This window comes from Pseudomonas sp. zbq_18 (assembly GCF_043102245.1).
Classification (GTDB): domain Bacteria; phylum Pseudomonadota; class Gammaproteobacteria; order Pseudomonadales; family Pseudomonadaceae; genus Aquipseudomonas.
Genome location: NZ_JBICIT010000022.1, coordinates 39,303 through 58,452, shown reverse-complemented (window position 1 = coordinate 58,452; position 19,150 = coordinate 39,303). Strand labels below are relative to the sequence as shown.

Annotated in this window: 17 protein-coding genes; 8 read left to right on the top strand and 9 right to left on the bottom strand. The window is 64.3% G+C overall.

Annotation, left to right across the window (positions count from 1 at the left end; genetic code table 11):
• Positions 1 to 10 precede the first annotated feature (10 nt).
• From cysT to oscA, 3 genes are all read right to left on the bottom strand, one after another.
• Positions 11 to 829, bottom strand: coding sequence for a sulfate ABC transporter permease subunit CysT (cysT, locus tag ACF8C6_RS16855; protein ID WP_392500331.1), 819 nt, complete (start codon positions 827 to 829; stop codon positions 11 to 13).
• 153 nt (positions 830 to 982) lie between these two features.
• Positions 983 to 1,981, bottom strand: a complete 999-nt coding sequence (locus tag ACF8C6_RS16850; RefSeq protein WP_392500330.1) for a sulfate ABC transporter substrate-binding protein — start codon at positions 1,979 to 1,981, stop codon at positions 983 to 985.
• 106 nt (positions 1,982 to 2,087) lie between these two features.
• Positions 2,088 to 2,261, bottom strand: a complete 174-nt coding sequence (oscA, locus tag ACF8C6_RS16845; RefSeq protein WP_392500329.1) for a sulfur starvation response protein OscA — start codon at positions 2,259 to 2,261, stop codon at positions 2,088 to 2,090.
• A 286-nt stretch (positions 2,262 to 2,547) separates the two neighbouring features.
• On the opposite strand from oscA, the gene ACF8C6_RS16840 reads away from it, so the two are divergent.
• The gene (locus ACF8C6_RS16840) at positions 2,548 to 3,516 is read left to right on the top strand and encodes a GGDEF domain-containing protein (RefSeq protein WP_392500328.1); all 969 of its coding nucleotides are present in this window, start codon (positions 2,548 to 2,550) and stop codon (positions 3,514 to 3,516) included.
• A 92-nt stretch (positions 3,517 to 3,608) separates the two neighbouring features.
• Positions 3,609 to 4,190, top strand: a complete 582-nt coding sequence (locus ACF8C6_RS16835; protein ID WP_392500327.1) for an RBBP9/YdeN family alpha/beta hydrolase — start codon at positions 3,609 to 3,611, stop codon at positions 4,188 to 4,190.
• 51 nt (positions 4,191 to 4,241) lie between these two features.
• Here the strand turns inward: ACF8C6_RS16835 and ACF8C6_RS16830 are convergent, their stop codons facing one another.
• The gene (locus ACF8C6_RS16830) at positions 4,242 to 5,027 is read right to left on the bottom strand and encodes a helix-turn-helix domain-containing protein (RefSeq protein WP_392500326.1); all 786 of its coding nucleotides are present in this window, start codon (positions 5,025 to 5,027) and stop codon (positions 4,242 to 4,244) included.
• Between the two features lie 125 nt (positions 5,028 to 5,152).
• On the opposite strand from ACF8C6_RS16830, the gene ACF8C6_RS16825 reads away from it, so the two are divergent.
• Complete coding sequence (locus ACF8C6_RS16825) at positions 5,153 to 5,554, top strand: hypothetical protein (RefSeq protein WP_392500325.1); 402 nt, start codon at positions 5,153 to 5,155, stop codon at positions 5,552 to 5,554.
• Between the two features lie 4 nt (positions 5,555 to 5,558).
• Here the strand turns inward: ACF8C6_RS16825 and ACF8C6_RS16820 are convergent, their stop codons facing one another.
• Entirely contained in the window at positions 5,559 to 7,829 is a 2,271-nt protein-coding gene (locus ACF8C6_RS16820) for a putative bifunctional diguanylate cyclase/phosphodiesterase (RefSeq protein WP_392500324.1), read from the bottom strand.
• 166 nt (positions 7,830 to 7,995) lie between these two features.
• Between ACF8C6_RS16820 and desA the strand changes: the two genes are divergently transcribed.
• Positions 7,996 to 9,180, top strand: coding sequence for a delta-9 fatty acid desaturase DesA (desA, locus tag ACF8C6_RS16815; protein ID WP_277688007.1), 1,185 nt, complete (start codon positions 7,996 to 7,998; stop codon positions 9,178 to 9,180).
• An 89-nt stretch (positions 9,181 to 9,269) separates the two neighbouring features.
• Here the strand turns inward: desA and aguA are convergent, their stop codons facing one another.
• From aguA to ACF8C6_RS16795, 4 genes are all read right to left on the bottom strand, one after another.
• Entirely contained in the window at positions 9,270 to 10,373 is a 1,104-nt protein-coding gene (gene aguA, locus ACF8C6_RS16810) for an agmatine deiminase (protein WP_392500323.1), read from the bottom strand.
• A 274-nt stretch (positions 10,374 to 10,647) separates the two neighbouring features.
• Positions 10,648 to 11,289, bottom strand: a complete 642-nt coding sequence (locus tag ACF8C6_RS16805; protein WP_392500322.1) for a TetR/AcrR family transcriptional regulator — start codon at positions 11,287 to 11,289, stop codon at positions 10,648 to 10,650.
• A 63-nt stretch (positions 11,290 to 11,352) separates the two neighbouring features.
• Positions 11,353 to 12,429, bottom strand: coding sequence for an extracellular solute-binding protein (locus ACF8C6_RS16800; protein WP_392500321.1), 1,077 nt, complete (start codon positions 12,427 to 12,429; stop codon positions 11,353 to 11,355).
• A gap of 115 nt (positions 12,430 to 12,544) precedes the next feature.
• Positions 12,545 to 13,924 carry a glutamine synthetase family protein gene (locus ACF8C6_RS16795; RefSeq protein WP_277688011.1) on the bottom strand — a complete coding sequence of 460 codons (1,380 nt, stop codon included), beginning with the start codon at positions 13,922 to 13,924 and terminating at the stop codon, positions 12,545 to 12,547.
• A 277-nt stretch (positions 13,925 to 14,201) separates the two neighbouring features.
• On the opposite strand from ACF8C6_RS16795, the gene ACF8C6_RS16790 reads away from it, so the two are divergent.
• The 4 genes from ACF8C6_RS16790 (at position 14,202) to ACF8C6_RS16775 (ending at position 19,077) form a co-directional block, all read left to right on the top strand.
• Positions 14,202 to 14,954 (top strand): gamma-glutamyl-gamma-aminobutyrate hydrolase family protein, encoded by a 753-nt coding sequence (locus ACF8C6_RS16790; RefSeq protein ID WP_392500320.1) that lies wholly within the window; start codon positions 14,202 to 14,204, stop codon positions 14,952 to 14,954.
• A gap of 87 nt (positions 14,955 to 15,041) precedes the next feature.
• Positions 15,042 to 16,400, top strand: a complete 1,359-nt coding sequence (locus ACF8C6_RS16785; RefSeq protein WP_392500319.1) for a glutamine synthetase family protein — start codon at positions 15,042 to 15,044, stop codon at positions 16,398 to 16,400.
• A gap of 83 nt (positions 16,401 to 16,483) precedes the next feature.
• The gene (locus ACF8C6_RS16780) at positions 16,484 to 17,857 is read left to right on the top strand and encodes an aspartate aminotransferase family protein (RefSeq protein ID WP_392500318.1); all 1,374 of its coding nucleotides are present in this window, start codon (positions 16,484 to 16,486) and stop codon (positions 17,855 to 17,857) included.
• A 119-nt stretch (positions 17,858 to 17,976) separates the two neighbouring features.
• Positions 17,977 to 19,077, top strand: a complete 1,101-nt coding sequence (locus tag ACF8C6_RS16775) for a polyamine ABC transporter substrate-binding protein (protein WP_392500317.1) — start codon at positions 17,977 to 17,979, stop codon at positions 19,075 to 19,077.
• The last annotated feature ends 73 nt before the right edge of the window (positions 19,078 to 19,150 follow it).

Below are 19,150 nucleotides of genomic sequence, written 5' to 3'. Positions count from 1 at the left end.
GGCGGCCTCCTTACGGGCGTTCGATGCGGCGCTGCAGCAGGTTGATCAGCAGCAGCAAGGTGAAGGACACCACCAGCATCAGCACGCCGATGGCGGTGGCGCCGTGGTAGTCGTACTGGTCGAGCTTGACCATGATCAGCAGCGGCAGGATCTCGGTCTTCATCGGCATATTGCCGGCTATAAAAATGACGGACCCGTACTCGCCGACGCCACGGGCAAAGGCCAGGGCGAAGCCGGTCAGCCAGGCCGGCAGCAGGGCTGGCAGCAGCACGTGGCGGAACACCTGAAAAGGCCGGGCGCCCAGGCAGGCAGCGGCCTCCTCGACCTCGCGCGGAATGTCCGCCAGCACCGGCTGCAGGGTGCGCACGACGAAGGGCAGGGTGACGAAGGTCAGCGCCAGGGTGATGCCCAGCGGGGTGTAGGCAATCTTGAAGCCCAGCTCGCTGGCGAACTGGCCGACCAGGCCGGCCGGGGCGTACAGCGCGGTGAGCGCGATGCCGGCCACGGCGGTGGGCAGGGCGAAGGGCAGGTCGATCATCGCGTCGATGATCTTGCGCCCGGGGAAGCTGTAGCGCACCAGCACCCAGGCCAGCAGGGTACCGATCACGCCGTTGAGCACGGCGGCGGCGAAGGCGGTGGCGAAGCTCAGCTTGAGCGCGGCCAGCACCCGTGGTGCGCTGACGATGGCCCAGAATTCGGCCCAACTCAGTTGGGCGGCGTGGACGAACATGGCACCCAGTGGAATCAGCACCAACAGGCTGAGGTACACCAGGGTGTAGCCCAGCGTCAGCCCGAAGCCGGGTATGACGGGGGAAATGCGGCGTGACATGATTTTGGCCTTGGCTGGTTTGGCGACGAAGAAATGACGCGTTGCGAGCGAAGGTCAGACAAGGCGAAGGCCGGCGAGGGCAGCGGAGTTTACGGGCGGTAAATGAGCATGCCCGAGCCGGCTTTCAACACCGTATGACCGAGCGCAGTAGCGTCACTGGGCCTGGTAGATCTGGTCGAAGATGCCACCGTCGTTGAAGAACTTCGGCTGGGCGGTTTTCCAGCCGCCGAAGTCCTGGTCGATGGTCACCAGCTTCAGCTGCGGGAACTGCTGGGCGAACTCCGCGGCGACCTTCTCGTCACGCGGACGGTAGAAGTGCTTCGCGGCGATGCGCTGGCCTTCCTCGCTGTACAGGTACTGCAGGTAGGCGGTGGCGACTTCGCGGGTGCCCTTCTTGTCGACGTTCCTGTCGACCACGGCCACCGGCGGCTCGGCGAGGATGGACAGGCTCGGCACGACGATTTCGAATTGGTCGCCACCTTGTTCCTTCAGGGCCAGGAAGGCCTCGTTCTCCCAGGCCAGCAGCACGTCGCCGATCTGGTTGTTGACGAAGGTGATGGTCGAGCCGCGGGCGCCGGTGTCCAGTACCGGGACGTTCTTGTACAGCTGCTCGACGAACGTCTGGGCCTTGGCCTCGCTGCCGTACTGCTGCTGGGCCCAGGCCCAGGCGGCGAGGAAGTTCCAGCGCGCGCCGCCGCTGGTCTTCGGGTTGGGGGTGATCACTTCCACGCCCGGCTTGACCAGGTCATCCCAGTCCTGGATGCCTTCCGGGTTGCCCTTGCGCACCAGGAACACGATGGTTGAGGTGTAGGGCGTGCTGGATTGCGGCAGACGCTCCTGCCAGTTTTCCGGGATCAGCTTGCCCAGCTTGTGCAACTCGTCGATGTCGCCGGCCAGGGCCAGGGTCACCACGTCGGCGCGCAGGCCGTCGATCACCGCGCGGGCCTGCTTGCCCGAGCCGCCGTGGGATTGCTGGATGGTCAAGGCCTCGTGGCCCTGGCGCTGCCAGTGCTGGTTGAAGGCAGCGTTGAACTCGCTGTACAGCTCGCGAGTGGGGTCGTAGGAAACGTTGAGGATCTGCGTGGCGGCGAACGCCGGGCTGGCGAACAGGGCGCTGGCGATGGCGGCCAGGGCGAAGGCACGAACGGACATGGTTGCGGCTCCTTGGGATGCGGTGGTGGCGTGGCGTTGGCGCGCTCGATAGCGCGCTTCTTCGGCTTGCTCACGCCCTCCGGTGATCCGGTCGGGCCTGGGGTGGTCAGGGTTGTTTGGTGGTTGGCGGCAGACGGAATTTTTCCTTGCGCTCGATCTGCACGACCTGACCGTTGTGTACGGTGATCTCCACCGAACCGAAGCGCAGATCGCGCAGGGCACTGTGGATTTCCCGCAGGATGCTGGCCTGGTCGGCATCGCTGGTGTGTGGGGCGTGCATGGGGCGGCTCCTTGAACGCCGGTCTGGCGTGGAGCGGATATTACGGAGCGATCTTTTATTCTTAAAAATACCGTTTAAGAATTTTTATATATCCTTTTGTTATTTCAGGTATTTGGGCGCGGTTGTCGGCCGCTATGGATACCGCGCCGTCGTGGTCGAGTTCCCTGGCGGAAGGGCGTTGTTGGAAATTCACGCCACCCGTCACATTGGCTTTGGCCGGTCATCGTCAGGAGTCGGTGGCAGGCTTAAGCTCGAACGATCGGTCAAGAATTGAAGAGGTCAGGTTATGGAAGACCAGAGCCAGGTCGCCAGCGAGGTCGAGCAGCTGACGCTCAGCCTGCTGCATTGCCGTGGCGAGGTGGAGCGCCTGCGCGAGCGCGAGCAGCTGGTCGGCAGCCTGCTGGCCAGCGTCAATGCCGTGCTCTGGGCGTTCGACTGGGACCAGCAGCAGATGGTGTACGTCAGCCCGGCGTACGAGCGTATCTTCGGGCGCAGTGCCGCCCTGCTGCTGGCGGATTACGGTGAGTGGCGCAACAGCATCTACCCGGATGACATGGAGTACGCCGAGCAGAGTCTGCGCTCGGTCATGCAGGTCGGTGCGGTGGAGGAGCGCGAATACCGCATCATCCGTGGTGACGGCCAGGTGCGCTGGCTCAGCGACAAATGCTTCATCAGCCCGCCAGCGCTGTTCGGCGGCCGCGCCCTGGTGGTCGGCATCGCCGAGGACATCACCGAGAAGAAAGTCATGCAGAGCGAGCTGCAGCGCCTGGCCACCAGCGATGTGCTGACCGGTGCGAGCAACCGTCGGCACTTCTTCGAGCGCGCCGCCGAGCTGTTCGCCGAGGCCCGCGACAGCGGCCAGCCGCTGGCCTTCCTGCTGCTGGACATCGACGACTTCAAGAAGATCAACGACGGCCATGGCCATCAGGTCGGCGACCGCGTGTTGCAGCGCGTGGCCCACTGCGGCGCCTATGTGGTGCGCCGCGACGATCTGTTCGGGCGCATCGGCGGCGAGGAGTTCGCCGCGGTGTTTCCCGCCTGCGATCTGCAGCAGGCGCAGCAAGTGGCGCAGCGCCTGCAACGCGAAGTGCAGCGCCTGCAGTTTCCCAGTGGTGATGACAGCTTCGGCGTCACTATCAGCCAGGGCCTGACCTGCCTCGGCGACGGCGACACCCTGGATGATCTCTACGCCCGTGCCGACGCGGCGATGTATCAGGCCAAGCGCCAGGGCAAGGACTGCATCGTGCTTGGATGAGTCATAAAAGGAATAAGTAAATAATTTCTTATTCCTTAACTTTAAGAAAACCGCTGCCTAGACTGGCCTCCACCATTTCCAGGAGGCCTGCCATGTCCCGCCAGACCCCGCACTACCTGATCCTGCCTGGCTGGCAGGGCTCACCAGACGAACACTGGCAGAGCCACTGGCAGCGCAGCCTGCCGAATGCCAGCCGGGTCGAGCAGGCCGACTGGCTTTGGCCCGATGCCGAGCGTTGGGTCGCAGCCCTTGAGCAGCGTGTTGCGACGGCCCCGGCCCCGCTGATCCTGGTGGCCCACAGCCTGGGCTGCATCACGCTGGCGCGCTGGGCCGCGCAGGCCTCGGCGAGCGCACTGGACAAGGTGCGCGGTGCGCTGCTGGTGGCTCCTGCAGATGTCGAGCGGGCCAATTGCCCCGAAGCCCTGCGCGGTTTTGCGCCGATTCCCCGTGATGGGTTGCCCTTTCCCAGTCTGTTGGTGGGCTCGGATAACGACCCGGCCGCCAGTGCCGAACGCGCCTCGCAGATGGCGCGCGACTGGGGCGCGGAGGCGCTGATCCTGCCGGAAGCCGGGCATATCAACGTGGCCTCCGGTCACTGCCGCTGGGAGCAGGGCTTCGCCTACCTGTATCGCTTGCAGCAGCAGATCGAGCAGCACGCACGGCGGCGCGCATAACGGCGCGCACCGCTCTGTCGTGGTGGCTTCGGCCCCGCCTGTGTCATCCCGCTAGGCCTGGGCCAGCTGGCGCAGATAAGCGGCGCTGGCCTCGTCGGCCGGAAAAAAGGTCTCCAGCGCCAGCTCGGCCAGGGTCACGTCGTTGGGCGTGCCGAACACGGTGACGGTGCTGATCAGACTGAGCACGCCCTGCTCGGTGCGGAACTGCAGCGGCATCAGCACGTTCTCCGTGACCGGCTCGGCCTTCTCGGCCGGGGCCGGGTAGCCCAGCAGCTCCTCCTGCAGGGCCAGCAGCGCGGGATCGCCGCTGATGTCGATATCGTGCTGCAGGCGCATCAGCAGGTAGGCGCGCCACTGCGCCAGGTTGACGATACGTGGCGCCAGCCCGTGCGGGTGCAGGGAAATGCGCAGCACGTTGAGTGGCGGGCCGAGCAACTCGGCCGGCACGCCGGCCAGGAAGGGCGCCACCGCGGCATTGGCGGCCAGCAGGTTCCACTGGCGGTCGATGGTCAGCGCCGGGTAGGGCTCGTGGGCCTTGAGCAACTGGTCGATAGCCGCCCGTGCGGCGGCCAGCGCCGGGTCGTCCAGCGGGTGCTGGCTGTACAGCGGCGCATAGCCGGCGGCGCTGAGCAGGCGGTTGCGTTCGCGCAGCGGAATCTCCAGCTGCTCGGCCAGGTGCAGGAGCATCTCGCGGCTGGGCAGGGCGCGGCCGGTCTCGACGAAACTCAGGTGGCGGGTGGAGATGTCCGCTTCGCAGGCCAGGTCGAGCTGGCTCAGGCGGCGGCGCTGGCGCCACTGGCGCAACAGGGCGCCGACGGGGTGATGGACTGTGTTCATGGTGAGCGACGATAGACCAGCGAATGCATGGCAGCCATTACCTGGCAGGTAATCGACCTGCCGCACTGCTTGGGAGAACGCTATGGCCGAGGTGCCACTCCGGCGCCATCACAGGAGGATTCACCATGCATACCCTCAATGCTTCTCCGTTGTTGCGTCGTGCCTTGCTTGCCGATGGTGTGGTCGGCCTGGCCACGGGCGCGTTGCTGGTGCTGGCCACCGGCTGGTTTGCCGAACTGCTGGCCCTGCCCCGCGAACTACTGCTCGGTGCCGGCTGGGCGTTGCTGCCGCTGGGCGTGTTTCTGGTCTGGCTGGGCAGTTGTGAGCAGATCAATCGCCAACTGGTGTGGGCGGTGCTGGCCGTCAATGCGCTGTGGGTGCTCGACAGCCTGATGCTGCTGATCGCCGGCTGGATCGCACCGAACCCGCTCGGCCTGGTCTTCGTGATCGGCCAGGCGTTGCTGGTGCTGCTATTCATCGAGCTGGAGTGGATGGGGCTGAAACGCTCCGAGCCAGCGCTGGCCTGATGGGTTAGCTCAGGGCCATGGCCGCCAGCAACTGCTCGGCCGGCTGCGGGCGACCGAACCAGTAGCCTTGTCCCAGGCTGCAGCCGATGCCCTGCAGATAGGCGGCCTGGGCCTCGGTCTCGACGCCCTCGGCCAGCACGCGCAGGTTCAGGCTCTGGCCGAGGCTGACCACCGCGCGGGCAATGGCGGCATCCTCGCCGTCCTGCGGCAGGCCGCGGACGAAGCTCTGGTCGAGTTTGAGCTTGTGTACCGGCAGGCGCTTGAGGCGTGCCAGCGAGGAGTAGCCGGTGCCGAAGTCGTCGATGGCCAGGTGCACGCCCAGCGCCTGCAGGCGCTGCAGCAGCTGCAGGGCGCGATCAGGGTCGTCCATCACCGCGCTTTCAGTCACTTCCAGCTCCAGCCGTGCGGGCTCCAGCCCGGTTTCACGCAGCACCCGCTCGACCCGGGCGTCCAGCTCGCCACGGCCGAACAGGCGGCTGGAGACGTTGACCGCGACGAACTCCAGCGGTACGCCCTGGGTTTGCCAGCGCACCATCTGCGCACAGGCCTGCTCCAGCACCCAGGCGTCGATGGCACCGATCAGGCCACTGTCCTCGGCCATCGGAATGAACTCGCCGGGCGGCACCAGGCCGCGCTCGGGATGCTGCCAGCGCACCAGGGCCTCGACGCCGAGCATGGCGCCGTCGTCCAGGCGGTGGATCGGTTGGTAATACACGCGCAGCTGCTCGTGCTGCAGGGCCTGGCGCAGCTCGGCCTCGAGGGTGACACGCAGGCGTGCCTGGGCGGTCATCTCCTGGCTGTAGAAGCTGAACGTCTGGCGCCCACTGTTTTTGGCGCGGAACAGCGCCGAATCGGCGTTGCGCAGCAGCTGCTCGACCGAGTCGCCGTCTTCGGGGAACAGGCTGATGCCGATGCTGGCGCTGACGAACAGGGTCTCGCCGTCGACGACGAAGGGCTGCGCCAGGCAGTCCTGTACGCGCTGGGCCAGCTGCGAGGCCTGTTCGGCCTGGGCGCAGTCGCCGCTGAGCAGGCCGAACTCGTCGCCGCCCAGGCGCGCCAGGGTCAGCTTGCCGCCCAGGCTTTCGCCCAGGCGCGCGCCAATCAACTTGAGCAGACGGTCGCCGGTGCTATGGCCGAGGCTCTCGTTGACGATCTTGAAGTGGTCCAGATCGATCAGTAGCAGGGCGCCGTGCAGTCCGTCCTGATGGGCACGCTGCAGCGCCTGCTCGATGCGCTCGCCGAACAGCAGGCGGTTGGGCAGGGAGGTCAGCGGATCATGGTGGGCCAGGTAGTCCAGCTCGCGTTGCGAGCGCTTGATCGCACTGATGTCGGAGAACACCGCCACGTAGTGGCTGAGGTTGCCATTCTCGTCATGGATGACGCGGATGCATTGCCACATGGGGAAGATTTCGCCGCTTTTGCGCCGGTTCCAGATCTCCCCGCTCCACGAGCCGCGCTGCTCCAGGGCGTGCCACAGGCTGCGGTAGAAGTCGGCATCGTGATGGCCGGACTTGAACAGGTCGGGAGAGCGCCCCAAGACGTCTTCGGTGGCGTAGCCGGTGATGCGGCTGAAAGCCGGGTTGACGTGGACGATGCGCAGCTCGGCGTCGGTGACCAGCACCCCTTCCAGGGTGCTGTCGAACACGGCGGCGGCCTGGCGCAGGCTGTCCTCGTCGGCGCGGCGCTGGGTGATGTCGCTGGAGATGCCGATGAAGCGCTCGGGGTCGCCCTGTTCATCGAGCAGCAGCTGGCCGCGCGAGTGTAGCCAGCGGTATTCGCCATCGCGGTGGCGCAGGCGGAAGATGCTCTCGTAGTGCGGGCTGCGCTCCTCGAGCAGGGCGCGCAGGCGCTCCTCGGCCAGCGTGCGGTCCTCTGGGTGCAGGCGCGTGACCCAGGCCTGTTGGTCCTGGCCGAACGTCTCCGGGCTGTAGCCGAGCAGGGCGCAGTAGCCCGGCGAGTAGAACACCTTCTGCCCTTTGATGTCCCAATCCCAGAGGCCTTCCTGGGCCGAATCCAGGGCCAGGGCCAGGCGCTCCTCGCTTTCCTTCAACTCGCGTCGCACCTGCCATTGCTCGCGCCAGTGGCGCATCAGCACGGCATACAGCACCAGGGCGCTGAGCAGCACGAAGGCGAAGCCTTTGAGGCTCTGGTAGCGGCTCAGCGTGTCGCGGTCGAAGCCGAGACCCAGTAGGAGGGTGTCACTGCCGAGAATCCAGAGCGTGGCGGCTATCAGGTAAAACAGACTGAACTGCAGCGGTCTGCGCTGGAATTTCATTGCGGGGCCGGCCGTGGCGAGATGTGCGAAATGCCGCACATTATAGATAAGTCGACTAGCAGTGCATTCTTGTCTAACGCTGCGCTGGCATTCTCCACCCGCTTGGGGATAATGCCCGGAGGCTGGGTTTACAGTCGTTCTCCCTTTTTGCGAGGCAACACCATCCATGTGGTACAACGGTTTACTCGATCTCTCGGTCTGGCAGCTCATCGCCGTGACCCTGGTGCTGACCCACATCACCATCGTCAGCGTCACCGTCTATCTGCACCGTTATTCGGCGCACCGCTCGCTGGAGCTGCATCCGGCACTCAAGCATTTTTTCCGCTTCTGGCTGTGGCTGACCACCGGCCAGAACACCCGCGAGTGGACCGCCATCCACCGCAAGCACCACGCCAAGTGCGAAACCGTCGATGACCCGCACAGCCCGGTAATCAAGGGCCTGGGTACGGTGCTGCGCAGGGGCGCGGAGCTGTACCAGGAAGAGGCGAAGAACGAAGAAACCCTGCGCATCTATGGCAAGAACTGCCCGGATGACTGGATCGAGCGCAATGTCTACAGCCGCCATCCCATGGGCGGCATCATCCTCATGGCGATCATCGACCTGGCCCTGTTCGGTGTGCTCGGCATGACCGTGTGGGCGATCCAGATGATGTGGATTCCGGTGTGGGCGGCGGGCGTGATCAACGGCCTCGGCCATGCCGTCGGCTACCGCAACTTCGAGTGCCGCGATGCTGCCACCAACCTGGTGCCCTGGGGCATCCTGATCGGCGGCGAGGAGCTGCACAACAACCACCACACCTACCCGAACAGCGCCAAGCTGTCGGTGAAGAAGTGGGAGTTCGACATGGGCTGGGCCTGGATCCAGCTGTTCAGCTTCCTCGGCATGGCCAAGGTGCAGCGCGTGGCGCCCATCGCCCACCGCGTCGAGGGCAAGCACAGCCTGGACATGGACACCGCCATGGCCATTCTCAACAACCGTTTCCAGATCATGGCGCAGTACCGCAAGCTGGTGATCAAGCCGCTGGTGCAGCAGGAGCTGGCCAAGGCCGACGAATCGGTGCGCCACCTGTTCCGCCGCGCCAAGCGCCTGCTGTCGCGCGAGACCAGCCTGCTGGACGAGCAGCACCATGCGCGCATCAGCGAGCTGCTGGCGCAGAGCCAGGCGCTCAAGGTGATCTACGAGAAGCGCATCGCCCTGCAGCAGATCTGGGTCAAGACCAGCAGCAACGGCCACGACATGCTCGAGGCGATCAAGCAGTGGGTGCACGAGGCCGAGGCCAGCGGTATCCAGTCGCTGCGTGAGTTTGCCGAACAACTGAAGACCTATTCGCTGCGTCCGGCTACCGCCTGAGTCGATAGCTTCGAAGAGCCCGCCGCACTGGCGGGCTTTTCTTTGCCCATGAAAAAGCCCGCCGGAGCGGGCTTTTCTGCAGTGCGTAATCAGCGCCGTTGTGGCGCCGGCTGCTGCTGGGTGATGCAGTGGATGTTGCCGCCGCCAAGGAGGATCTCGCGGCCTGGCACCATCACCACTTCGTGCTCGGGGAACACGCGCCGGAGGATGGTTTCGGCCTCGGCATCCATCGGGTCGTCGAACTTCGGCGCGACGATGCCGCCGTTGACGATCAGGAAGTTGACGTAGGAGCCGGCCAGGCGGATCGATGGATCACGCTCCTGGCTGCCGGCCACCAGGTCGACGCCGGCGCATTCTTCCTCGGTTGCATGCAGCGGGCCGGGAATCGGCATCTTGTGGATGACCAGTTGGCGGCCCTTGGCGTCACGCGCGGTTTCCAGCACCTGCATGGCCGCCTGGCAGCGCGGGTAGTTGGGGTTTTGTGGGTCATCTGTCCAGGCCAGCAGCACTTCGCCGGGGCGCACGTAGCAGCAGAAATTGTCGACGTGGCCGTTGGTCTCATCGTTGTACAGGCCGTCCGGCAGCCAGATCACCGTGTCGATGGCCAGGTGCTCGCGCAGGGTTGCCTCGATCTGCTCACGGCTCAGGTGCGGGTTGCGGTTGCGGTTGAGCAGGCATTCCTCGGTGGTGATCAGCGTGCCTTCGCCATCGACGTGAATGGAGCCGCCCTCCAGTACGAAGCCTTCGGTGCGGTAGCGCGCGCAGCGTTCGACCTGGAGGATCTTGGCCGCGACCTGATCGTCGCGCAGCCAGGGGAAATACAGACCGCCATCGAGGCCGCCCCAGGCATTGAAGCTCCAGTCCACGCCACGTACCTCACCGGCATCGTTGATCACGAAGGTCGGCCCGGTGTCGCGTACCCAGGCGTCGTCGGTGCTGATCTCGATCACGCGGATGGCCTCGCTCAGGCGCGCGCGGGCGTTCTCGAACTGGGCGGCGGAGACGCACACGGTGACCGGCTCGAAGCGGGCGATGGCCTCGGCCACCGCGCTGAAGGCGGCCTGGGCCGGCTTGCCACCCAGGCGCCAGTTGTCCGGGCGTTCGGGCCAAACCATCCAGGTCTGGGTGTGAGGTTCCCATTCGGCGGGCATACGGAAGCCATCGGCGCGGGGGGTGGTGTTCAGCGTGCTCATGAGGGTCACCAGATTCGGGCAGCCAGAACGCAGCGGCACAGACCGCTGGTTCGCGAGGTACGGATTTGGAACGTCGCCGCCAGTATAGGTCGCGACGTCTTAATCGCCTGTTCGTCGCTTTTGGGAAGCGTCGAGACTTTTTATATCCGATAAAAATCGATTTTCAAAGCGGCATGTAGCTTCTAAAAACTTAAAAAGCTGTTTTTTACAGATAATTATTTGATTTGAGAGTGTCTGAGTGGTCGATGCGCGACCAGAGTCCGATAGAAATCGGTCAGTCGAGAGGGGCTGCGCGCTTGGGTAGGCCGAGGGGCAGATACAGGCTCAGGTAGGCGTCGAACACGCGCATGCCCTCCTCGGCCAGGCGCGGGGTAATTTCGCCGTGCAGCTGCACCGAGCGGGCGTAGACGCGGTCGCCCAGCTCCATGGCCAGGGCGAACACGTCGATGTCGTCCGGCAGCTGTGGCAGCGGGAAGTGGCGCTCGAACAGCTGCTGCATCAGGCGGCCCAGCTCCAGGTCGTGCTGTCGGTCGGCCTGAGTGACTTCGGCCAGGCCGTGCTGGGCCAGGATCAGCTGACGCGCGGCGCTGTCGTCGGCGTAGATGGCCAGCATGCGCTGTTCGACGATGCGCGACAGGTCATGCCAGTGACGCAGCGCCTGGTGATCCACCGGCTGCAGCAGGCAATCACGGAAGGCGGCGTGGATGTCGGCGGTGAGGGCTTCGAGCAGCGCCGGCACGCTGGCGAAGAAGTGGTACACGGACGACGGCGGGATCTCGGCGCGTTCGGCCACCGCATACATAGTCAGGCCGCTGAAGCCCTGCTCGCGCAACAGCTCGCGAGCCGCGGCGAGAATCTGGGCGATACGCGCCTGGCTGCTGGCGCGCGGTTTGCGAGGGCTGGCGGTGCGGCTCATGCCGGTCTCCTGTCCGGGGAAGACGCTATTGGACGCCAGCCGGACAGGGCAGGGCAAGCGCTGTCACTGGGCGGTGGCGGTTGCCGCCGGGCCTTCGAGGAAGCTGTTCCAGACTTCGTCGCGGGCAACCTTGATCTTGTCTGACAGCGGCGTGAGGGCGAACAGGCGGCTCTTGGCCGACTCCAGATCGCGGCCCAGCTGCTCGCGCAGCTTGGGCTCAAGGAACTGCTGGGCGTCGGCGTTGGCGTTGGGATACAGCGTTTCGCTGGTGATCAGCGCTGCCACCTGCGGTTGCAGCAGGTAGTCGATGAACTGGTGCGCGAGGTCGGCACGGCGCGCGCTGGCCGGGATCACCAGGTTGTCGATGAACAGGGTCGAACCTTCGTCCGGCACGACGAACTCGACCGGCTGGCCGGCATCGCTGGCGCCCAGCGCATCGCCGATCCAGGCCACGGCCAGGCACAGATTGCCCTGATTGAGGTCGTCGATGTAGCGCTCGCTGTCGATGTAGCGCACATTCGGGCGCAGGCCCTCAAGCACGTTGGCAGCCCGCTGCACACGGCCCGGTGAGGTGTTGGCCAGGCTGCGGCCCTGGAAGTTGAGCAGGTTGTAGAGCAGCTCGTCCGGGGCATCCAGCACGCTGATGCCGCACTGCGCCAGCTTGGCGCTCTGGTTGCTGTCGAACAGCAGGCTCCAGCTGTGCGGCAGCGCGCCACCATAGGCGGCCTCGGCCTGCGGCGTGTTGATCGCCAGGCCCACGGCACCCCACAGGTAGGGCACGGCATAGCGGTTCTGCGGATCGACGGCGGCCAGCTTGCTGAGCATCTGGCGGTCCAGGTGCTTGCGATTGGGCAGGCGCTGCAGGTCCAGCGGCTGCAACTTGCCGGCGGCGATCAGGGCCGGCAGTTCGTCATGGGAGGGGACGGCGATGTCGATACTCTCGCCGCTGGCCAGGGCGCGGTCGAGTTCCTCGTCGGTGCTGAAGGTGCGGTATTCCACCTGGATGCCGGTGGCCTTGGTGAAGTCGTCGAGCACCTGGGGGGCGATGTAGTCGTTCCAGTTGTACACCCGGATGCTGTCGGCGGCAGTTGCCAGGCCTGGGCTCAGGGCCAGCAGCAGGGGAGCAAGAATACGAAACATGACGACCTCCTCGAATGCGTGTGCATGGCTGCGCCGACGCCGGCGGCGTGGGCGACGAATCAGGTGGGCAGCAGAAAAAGAGACGCCGGCACAATGGCCGGCGTCTGGGTGTTGCTTACACGGTATGCAGGTACCAGTTGTATTCGAGGTCGGAGATGGTGGTCTCGAACTCTTGCAGCTCGGCTTCCTTGCAGGCGACGAAGATGTCGATGTAGTCCGGGCTGATGTACTTGTTCAGCACTTCGCTGTCGTCCAGCTCGCGCAGGGCATCGCGCAGGTTGTTCGGCAGGCTCGGCTCCAGCTGCTCGTAGGCGTTGCCTTCGATGGGCTCGCCCGGCTCGATCTTCTGGGTCAGGCCGTGGTGCACCCCGGCGAGGATGGAGGCCATCATCAGGTAGGGGTTGGCGTCGGCGCCGGCCACGCGGTGTTCGATGCGCACGGCGTCCGGGCTGCCGGTGGGCACGCGTACGGCCACGGTGCGGTTGTCCAGCGCCCAGCTCGGCGCATTCGGCACATAGAAGTTGGCACCGAAGCGGCGGTACGAGTTGACGTTGGGGCAGAGGAAGGCCATGGAAGCCGGCAGGGTCTCCAGCACGCCGCCCACGGCATGACGCAGGGCGTCGTTCTGCAGCGGATCTTCGCTGGCGAAGATGTTCTTGCCGGTCTTCTTGTCGAGCAGCGAGATGTGCACGTGCAGGCCGTTGCCCGCCTGGCCCGGATAGGGCTTGGCCATGAAGGTGGTGTCCATCTCATGGTCGTAGGCGATGTTCTTGACCAGACGCTTGAGCAGCAGGGCGTAGTCGCAGGCCTTGATCGCGTCCTCGACGTGATGCAGGTTGACCTCGAACTGCGCCGGGGCGCTTTCCTTGACGATGGCGTCAGCCGGAATGCCCTGCTCCTTGGCCGCTTCGAGCATGTCCTGCAGGCAGTCGACGTATTCGTCGAGGTCGTCGATCAGGTACACCTGGGTCGACTGCGGACGCTTGCCGGAAATCGGTGAGCGCGGTGGTTGCGGACGGCCGTTCACGTTCTCCTGGTCGATCAGGTAGAACTCCAGTTCGAACGCGGCGCAGATCTTCAGGCCCATGTCGTCGAACTTCTGCACCACCTGGCGCAGTACCTCGCGCGGGTCGGCGAAGAACGGCTTGCCGTCGAGCTCGTGCATGGTCATCAGCAGCTGAGCGGTGGGGCGCTTCTGCCAGGGCTCGTTGCACAGGGTGTTGGGAATGGGGAAGCAGATGCGGTCGGCATCGCCGATGTCCAGGCCGAGGCCGGTGCTTTCGACGGTAGCGCCATTGATGTCGAGGGCGAAGAGCGAGGCGGGGAGGTTGATGCCTTTCTCGTATACCTTGTGGAGACTGTTGCGTTCGATGCGCTTGCCGCGCACGACGCCATTCATATCTGCAATCAGAAGGTCAACGAACTGGACCTCGGGATGTTCCTTGAGGAACGCGTTAGCTTCGTTGAGCTGAACGGCACGCGGGGGTACCGACATGATGCAACACCTTTATTGTTAAAAATTTCAATCATTCATTCGTACAGCCGTGAGTCAATCTCAAACACCCTGTACTGTCAATAGCCTGCCATTTTGCCCTGTTATGGGGCGTAAAGGCCAGTTTTGGGGCATTTAGGCCCCCTTGGACTGCCCGCCTGGCCTTGTGGTGCGGGGTGCTCAGTGGCCTGTGTTCAATTTTTTACAGCCCTATTGTGTAAAAAATTGAACAAGGCTAATCTCGACCTCAACCTAACAACAGCAATAAAACAGGTGTTCCATGTCGCGCCTGCCGATCATCGGCGTTACCGCCTGCACCAAGCAGGTGGGCCTGCACCCCAACCACATCGTTGGCGACAAATATGTCCGCGCCGTGGCGGTCGGTGCTGGGGGGCTGCCCCTGGTGATCCCCGCACTGGGTGAGCTGATCGATCAGGACACACTGCTGGCCAGCGTCGATGGCCTGCTGTTCACCGGTTCGCCGTCCAACGTCGAACCCCATCATTATAGTGGCCCCGCCAGCGTGGCGGGCACGCAACACGACAGTTGCCGTGACGCCACGACCCTGCCGTTGATTCGCAAGGCCATAGACGCCGGTATTCCGGTGCTGGGCATTTGTCGCGGCTTCCAGGAAATCAATGTGGCCTTTGGCGGCAGCCTGCACCAGCGCGTGCAGGAAGTGGCCGGGATGATGGACCACCGTGAGCCGGCGGATGAGCCGGTCGAAGTTCAATATGCCCCCCGCCACGCCGTGCGTGTACAGGCGGGAGGGGTACTCGCCGGCATCGGCTTGCCGGACGAGATTCAGGTCAATTCCATTCATGGCCAGGGCGTGCAGCGTCTGGCGCCGGGCCTTCGCGTAGAAGCACTGGCGCCTGACGGGTTGGTCGAAGCCTTCTCTGTCGAGAATGCGCCAGGCTTCGCACTGGGGGTGCAATGGCACCCCGAGTGGCAGGTAAGCTCCAACCCGAATTATCTCGCCATCTTCCAGGCCTTTGGTGAGGCATGCAGGAAGAAGGCGGGACAACGCTGAGTAGGTGAGCAACCGGTCGGCGAAGCTGGGAGGTTTCGCTAGGCTTTAACCGGTCCGCAGTAGCCGCTCTACAACCCTGAGGTCTTTATGACTAGCAAGCTCGACCAGCTCACCAGCTGGCTGAAAGAACGCAAAATCACCGAAGTTGAATGCTTGATCAGCGATCTTACCGGCATCGCCCGTGGCAAGATTTCGCCGACCAACAAGTTCCTTGACGAGAAGGGCATGCGTCTCCCCGAGAGCGTCCTGCTGCAGACCGTGACCGGCGACTACGTCGAGGACGACATTTATTACGACCTGCTCGACGAGGCGGACATCGACATGTTCTGCCGCCCCGACGAGAACGCCGTGTTCTTGGTGCCCTGGGCCCTTGAGCCGACTGCGATGGTGATCCACGACACCTTCGACAAGCAGGGCAATCCGATCGAGCTGTCGCCGCGCAACATCCTCAAAAAAGTCCTGAAGATGTACGCCGACAAGGGCTGGCGGCCGATTGTCGCTCCCGAGATGGAGTTCTACCTGACCAAGCGTTGCGCCGACCCTGATTTCCCGCTGGAAGCCCCGGTGGGCCGCTCCGGTCGTCCGGAAACCGGCCGGCAGAGCTTCTCCATCGACGCGGCAAACGAGTTCGACCCGCTGTTCGAGGATATGTACGACTGGTGCGAACTGCAGGGCCTGGATCTGGACACGCTGATCCACGAAGAAGGCCCGGCGCAGATGGAAATCAACTTCCGTCACGGCGACGCGCTGCACCTCGCCGACCAGATTCTGGTGTTCAAGCGCACCATGCGCGAGGCCGCGCTCAAGCATGACGTGGCCGCGACCTTCATGGCCAAGCCGATCACCGATCAGCCGGGCAGCGCCATGCACATCCACCAGAGCGTGGTGGACATCAAGACCGGCAAGAACATCTTCTCCAACGAAGACGGCACCATGAGCACGCTGTTCATGCACCACATCGGCGGCTTGCAGAAGTACATCCCCGAGCTGTTGCCGCTGTTTGCGCCGAACGTCAACTCGTTCCGCCGCTTCCTGCCGGATACCTCGGCGCCGGTAAACGTCGAGTGGGGCGAGGAGAACCGCACGGTGGGCCTGCGCGTACCGGAGGCCGGGCCGCAGAACCGCCGCGTGGAAAACCGTCTGGCCGGCGCCGATGCCAACCCCTATCTGGTCCTGGCTGCCACCCTGCTGTGCGGCTACATGGGCATGGTCGAAGGCATCAACCCGGGCGCGCCGGTCAAGGGGCGTGGCTACGAGCGTCGCAACCTGCGTCTGCCGGTGACCATCGAGAGCGCGCTGGAGCGCATGGAAGCCTGCAAGGATGCCGAGAAGTACCTGGGCGAGAAGTTCATCCGTGGCTACGTCGCGGTCAAACGCGCCGAGCACGAGAACTACAAGCGGGTGATCAGCTCCTGGGAGCGTGAATTCCTGCTGCTGTCGGTGTGACTGGAGCGGGCGCGGCTGCCGCGCCCGTTGCCACAGATTTCATCGGGTCGCCGCCGGCGGCCCGCGTAATAAAAGGTGTTGTTATGAACAGTGCAGTGACCAACCCGAAAACCCGCGAGTGGCAGGCCATGAGCCGTGAGCACCACCTCGCGCCGTTCAGTGATTACCAGCAGCTGCACGAGAAGGGCCCGCGCATCATCACCAAGGCGGACGGTGTCTATCTGTGGGACAGCGAAGGCCACAAGATCCTCGACGGCATGGCCGGCCTGTGGTGCGTGGCCGTAGGCTACGGCCGCGAGGAGCTGGTGCAGGCCGCCGCCGCGCAGATGCGCGAGCTGCCCTTCTACAACACCTTCTTCCAGACTGCCCACCCGCCGGCGCTGGAGTTCGCCAAGGCCATCGCCGACGTGGCGCCGGCCGGCATGAACCACGTGTTCTTCACCGGCTCCGGCTCGGAAGGCAACGACACCATGCTGCGCATGGTTCGCCATTACTGGGCGAGCAAGGGCCAGCCGAGCAAGAAAGTCATCATCAGCCGCAAGAACGGCTACCACGGCTCCACCGTGGCCGGCGCCAGCCTCGGCGGCATGACCTACATGCACGAGCAGGGCGACCTGCCGATCCCGGGCATCGTGCACATCCCGCAGCCCTACTGGTTCGCCGAAGGCGGCGACATGACCCCGGATGAGTTCGGCATCTGGGCCGCCGACCAGCTGGAGCAGAAGATCCTCGAAGTCGGCGAAGACAACGTCGCCGCCTTCATCGCCGAGCCGATCCAGGGTGCGGGTGGCGTGATCGTGCCGCCGGACAGCTACTGGCCGCGCATCCGCGAGATCCTCGCCAAGTACGACATTTTGTTTGTAGCCGACGAAGTGATCTGCGGCTTCGGCCGTACCGGCGAATGGTTCGCCAGTGAGTACTACGGCAACAAACCGGATCTGATCACCATCGCCAAGGGCATGACCAGTGGCTACGTGCCCATGGGCGGGCTGATCGTCAGCGACAAGGTGTTTGAGGTGATCAACGCCGCGGGCGACTTCAACCACGGTTTCACCTACTCGGGTCACCCGGTAGCGGCCGCGGTGGGCCTGGAAAACCTGCGCATCCTGCGCGACGAGCACATTATCGAACGCGTCAAAACGGAAACGGCACCCTATTTGCAGAGTCGTTTGCGTGAGCTGGCGGATCATCCGCTGGTGGGCGAAGTCCGCGGTGTGGGCATGCTCGGCGCCATCGAACTGGCGAAGGACAAGCAAACCCGTGAACGTTTCCCGAGCGACATGGGCGTCGGCATGATCTGCCGCACCCACTGTTTCGACAACGGACTGATCATGCGCGCCGTGGGCGACACCATGATCATCGCGCCACCGCTGGTGATCAGCAAAACCGAGATCGACGAACTGGTAGAAAAGGCACGCAAGTGCCTCGATCTGACCGCCCGCGCGGTGCTGGTGTAAGGCTTGAGCCACGGCTCGGACCTTGCCAGACTGCACGAGCGTTGGCCAGGCTCACCGGAGGGTGTGTCGCCCAGGCGACGCAGCCCCGGATACTTCAAACGACAATGGAGCTAACCCGCATGATCAAGACCTTCGGTAAAACACTGCTTGCCATGACTCTGGCAGGCGCCGTGGCCGGCATGGCGCAGGCAGACAGCAAGGTACTGCACGTTTACAACTGGTCGGACTATATCGCCCCGGAAACCGTCGATAAGTTCACCAAGGAAACCGGTATCAAGGTCGTCTACGACGTCTTCGACTCCAACGAAACGCTCGAAGCCAAACTCCTGGCGGGCAAGTCCGGCTATGACATCGTCGTACCGTCCAACAACTTCCTGGCCAAGCAGATCAAGGCCGGTGTCTACCAGCCGCTGGACAAGTCCAAGCTGCCGAACTGGAAGAACCTCAATGCCGACCTGCTGAAGACCCTGGAAGTCAGCGATCCGGGCAACCAGTACTCCTTCCCCTATCTGTGGGGCTCCATCGGCATCGGCTTCAACCCGGAAAAGGTCAAGGCCGCACTGGGCGAGAACGCCCCGGTGGATTCCTGGGACCTGCTGTTCAAGCCGGAAAACATCGAGAAGCTGAAGTCCTGCGGCGTGTCCTTCCTCGATTCGCCGACCGAGATTCTGCCGATTGCCCTGCAGTACCTGGGCTACAGCCCGCTCAGCGAAGACCCGAAAGAGCTCAAGGAAGCCGAGGCGCTGTTCCTCAAGATTCGTCCGCACGTGACCTACTTCCACAGCTCCAAGTACATCTCCGACCTGGCCAACGGCAACCTGTGCGTGGCTGTCGGCTACTCGGGTGACGTGTATCAGGCCAAGTCGCGTGCCGAAGAGGCCGCCGCAGGCGTGACCGTGTCCTACAACATTCCGAAGGAAGGTGCCGGTACCTTCTTCGACATGATCGCCATGCCGAAGGATGCCGAGAACGTGGACGCGGCCTACGCCTTCATGGACTACCTGATGAAGCCGGAAGTGATGGCGGAAATCGTCAACTATGTGCAGTTCCCCAGCGGCAACTCGGCGGCCACCCCGCTGGTTGACGAGGCGATCCGCAACGACCCGGGCATCTACCCGAGCGAGGCGACCATGGCCAAGCTCTATGCCTTCCCGGATCTGCCGGCCAAGGTACAGCGCTCCATGACCCGCAGCTGGACTGCGATCAAGTCCGGCAAGTAAGCCAACAGCGACCCCCTCCGGCGGGCGCTCCCGCCGGAGCACCGCCAGGAGGTACCGATGCTTTCTTCGACTA